General features: G+C 55.3%; 2 protein-coding genes. Both read right to left on the bottom strand.

Features of this window, described 5'->3' with window-relative positions; all coding sequences use genetic code 11:
- Nucleotides 1–180 precede the first annotated feature (180 nt).
- Nucleotides 181–1518 (bottom strand): TldD/PmbA family protein, encoded by a 1338-nt coding sequence (locus ACEW8P_RS22455; RefSeq protein ID WP_373515307.1) that lies wholly within the window; start codon nucleotides 1516–1518, stop codon nucleotides 181–183.
- A 6-nt stretch (nucleotides 1519–1524) separates the two neighbouring features.
- Nucleotides 1525–2628: TldD/PmbA family protein (locus ACEW8P_RS22450; RefSeq protein WP_373515306.1), on the bottom strand; the 1104-nt coding region annotated here is incomplete at its 5' end.

Genomic DNA, 2628 nt, shown 5'->3' with positions numbered 1-2628 from the left:
AGCTGTTCGATTTGGCAAAAGACCGTACCGAAATGAACGATTTGGCCCGGCAGCACCCGGCCATGGTCAAGGAGCTTTCCAGTACCTGGCAGCAATGGGCGGCCCGTACGCAGACTATCCCCAAACCGCAGTAAAGCAGTTTACAAAGCAATCCACCTAACTCCTTTTAAGACCACTCACCTACACCGCATCCGACAAACTCGTAAACGTAAACTCCCGAATCTTCATCGGCGGAATCAGGTAATTGCGGTCCGACTCCGTGCTGACGGTGCGCTCGGGTTTGCCGAGGGCTTCGAGGTTGTTGAGCATGATGATCGGGCTTTCGTTGAAGCGGAAGTTCTTGACGGGGTATTTGATCTTGCCATCCTCGATGAAAAACGTCCCGTCGCGGGTCAGGCCCGTGAGGAGTAGCGTTTGCGGATCGACAGTGCGGATGTACCACAGCTTCGTGACCAGGATACCGCGCTTGGTACTTTTGATCATGTCTTCCAGCGACGAAGTGCCACCCGCCATGATGAGGTTGTTGGGGAAGGGCGTGGCTTTTACACCTTTTTCTTTGGCCCAAAAACGGGAATAGGCCAGATTCTTGACTACGCCTTTTTCGATCCAATTAGTTTTCGCCTGCGCCCGTCCGTCGCCCGACCAGGGGGAAGCGGGTAGTTCAGGATTGGCCGGATCGGAGTAGATCGTCACGCGCTCGTCCACGATTTTGTCGCCCAGCTTGGACTTGCCGCCGGGCTTACTCAGGAATGAGCGGCCTTCGTCGGTTGAGCGGGCGTCGAGGTTAAAGAAAATGTTTTCGAGCAAAACCGAAGCCGCCGTGGGTTCAAGGATCACAGTGTACTTGCCGGGTTCCAGCGCGCGGGCGTTCACCGAGCCGAGGCACTTCTGCACAGCGATTTGGGTGGCGGCTTTGGTGTCGAGTTTGTCAAAATCGCTGAACCCGCGAATGACGTAGCCCGAACCCTGCCCGTCTTCGGTGCGGACCGTCAGCGAAAAGTTGACATTGGTGCTGGGGTGGTAGGCAAAAAGTCCTTTCGAATTCATCATGGCCGAATAGCCTTTGGCGTCATCCAGAAAACCCGCGCCAACCAGCTTTTTATCACGGGTTTGTTGCAAACTTACGGCTACGGCGTCCGCCCGCTTGTCGGGGTTCACGTTGGCGGTGGACTCGAAAAATTCTTTTGACTTCATGTAAGTCTGCGGCCCCAGCATACCCACATATTCCGGGTTTTCGGGGGCAAGCTGCGCCAGTTCTTCCGAACGGCGGACGCATTTTTCCAACGAAGCATCGTCGAATTCATCGACGGTAGCGGTTCCCACTTTTTTTCCAAAAGCCGACTGCACCGCCAGGTTCTGGTTGATCAGGCCACCACTTGTTGACACTTCGTTGCGGGCGTAGCGGATGTTGCCGCGTTGTTCGCCCAGGATATTGGCCTCGCATTCGTCGGCTTTGGAGAAGGCGAGGACTTTTTGCAGAATGGCCTTGGCCTCTGCTTCGGATAAGATTACGGACATGGCTAATTAAATTTTTCGGGCTGTATTGATAACATTGACTCCATTAAAACGCGTGGTAGAACTGCCGTGCGAGACGGCGCTCGACTGGCTGGGCTGACCCTTGCCGTCGAAGAACGAGCCACCGAGGCGGTAGTCACGCTCGTCGCAGATCTTGACGCAGGAATTCCAGAACTCCTGCGTGTTGGATTGGTACGAAACGTCTTTCAGCATTCCGGCGATCTTGCCGTCCTTTATCTCGTAGTACAGCTGACCGCCAAACTGGAAGTTGTAGCGCTGCTGGTCAATGGAAAAGGAGCCGTCGCCGATGATGTAGATGCCTTTTTCGACGTCCTTAATCATATCCTCGACCGATAGCGGTGTCTTGCCCGGCGCGAGTGACACGTTGGCCATGCGCTGAAACTGAACCGAACTCCAGCTATCGGCGTAGCAGCAACCCTGCGAACGTTCTTCGCCGATGATGTGTGCCTGGTCACGGATGGCCTGGTAATTGACCAATACGCCATCCTTTACCAAATCCCACTTTTGGGTATCGACGCCTTCGTCGTCCCAGCCGACCGCGCCCAGCGAACCGACCTGCGTTTTGTCGGCAAAAAGCGTCACTTCTGGACTACCGTACTTGAAATCACCCGCCTTCCACTTGTCCAGCGTCGCGAACGAGGTACCGGCAAAGTTGGCTTCGTAGCCCAGCACCCGGTCTAATTCCAGCGGGTGACCGACGGATTCGTGAATCGTGAGCCAAAGGTGCGAGGGGTCGAGGATGAGGTCGTATTTTCCGGCTTCGACCGACTTAGCGGAGAGTTTTTCCTTGGCTTGCTGGGCGGCGGCTACTGCGTCGCCCAACATATCGTAGCCTTTGTTGTAGCGGGTCGTGATGCCCTTGATGCTGTCCGTCGGATTGGCTTGCAGGTAGTCGTAGCCCATACCCATCGGGGCGCTTAGCGACTGCCGCGTCTCGAACTTGCCGCTTTTGGGGTCAATGGCCGTGACGTTGAAAATCGGCCACATCCGGTGAATGTCCTGGTCGATGTACGAGCCGTCGGTACTGGCGAAGTACTTCTGCTCATTGACCTGAAAAAGTACGGAATTGACGTAGTTGGCCCCATTTTTCAT

It is taken from the genome of Persicitalea sp., from assembly GCF_041751555.1.
Taxonomy (GTDB): domain Bacteria; phylum Bacteroidota; class Bacteroidia; order Cytophagales; family Spirosomataceae; genus Persicitalea.
This window is presented reverse-complemented; position numbering and strand designations above follow the sequence as displayed.

Bases quoted from the DNA above. Each gene is read 5' to 3' on its own strand.
- ACEW8P_RS22455 (WP_373515307.1), bottom strand. From the start codon at position 1,518: ATGTCCGTAATCTTATCCGAAGCAGAGGCCAAGGCCATTCTGCAAAAA.